The sequence below is a fragment of the Erwinia plantamica genome (assembly GCF_043420595.1).
Classification (GTDB): domain Bacteria; phylum Pseudomonadota; class Gammaproteobacteria; order Enterobacterales; family Enterobacteriaceae; genus Erwinia; species Erwinia aeris.
This window is the reverse complement of record NZ_JBGCUC010000053.1, coordinates 1-511: the sequence shown is the minus strand read 5'-3', so window position 1 is coordinate 511 and position 511 is coordinate 1. Positions and strand designations below refer to the sequence as shown.

Annotated in this window: 1 rRNA gene; it reads right to left on the bottom strand. The window is 49.5% G+C overall.

The features are described 5' to 3' along the window. A 23S ribosomal RNA gene (locus AB3U87_RS22020) occupies positions 1–348 on the bottom strand; the annotation flags it as partial. Positions 349–511: the final 163 nt, after the last annotated feature.

Here is a 511-nt window from a genome sequence, read left to right as displayed (position 1 = left end):
TGCCTTTGTGTACGGGAGTATCACCCTGTACCCTGCGACTTTCCAGACGCTTCCACTGACACACAAACTGATGATGGTTCCGGGCTGTTCCCCGTTCGCTCGCCGCTACTGGGGGAATCTCGGTTGATTTCTTTTCCTCTGGGTACTTAGATGTTTCAGTTCCCCAGGTTCGCCTTGCAGCACTATGTATTCATGCTGCAATGATGCACATGTGCACCGGGTTTCCCCATTCGGGTATCGTCGGTTGTTGCGGTTCATATCACCTTACCGACGCTTATCGCAGATTAGCACGCCCTTCATCGCCTCTGACTGCCAGGGCATCCACCGTGTACGCTTAGTCACTTAACCTCACAACCCACAAGCGTCCCGAAAGACGGTTGTCAGCTGCAAGCATTTGAGAGACTCGAACATATCGTTGACTTCATTCTTATTACGGAGAATGAAAACGACATGTCGTTTCAATTTTCAGCTTGTTCCGGATTGTTAAAGAGCAAATATCTCAAACGTGACT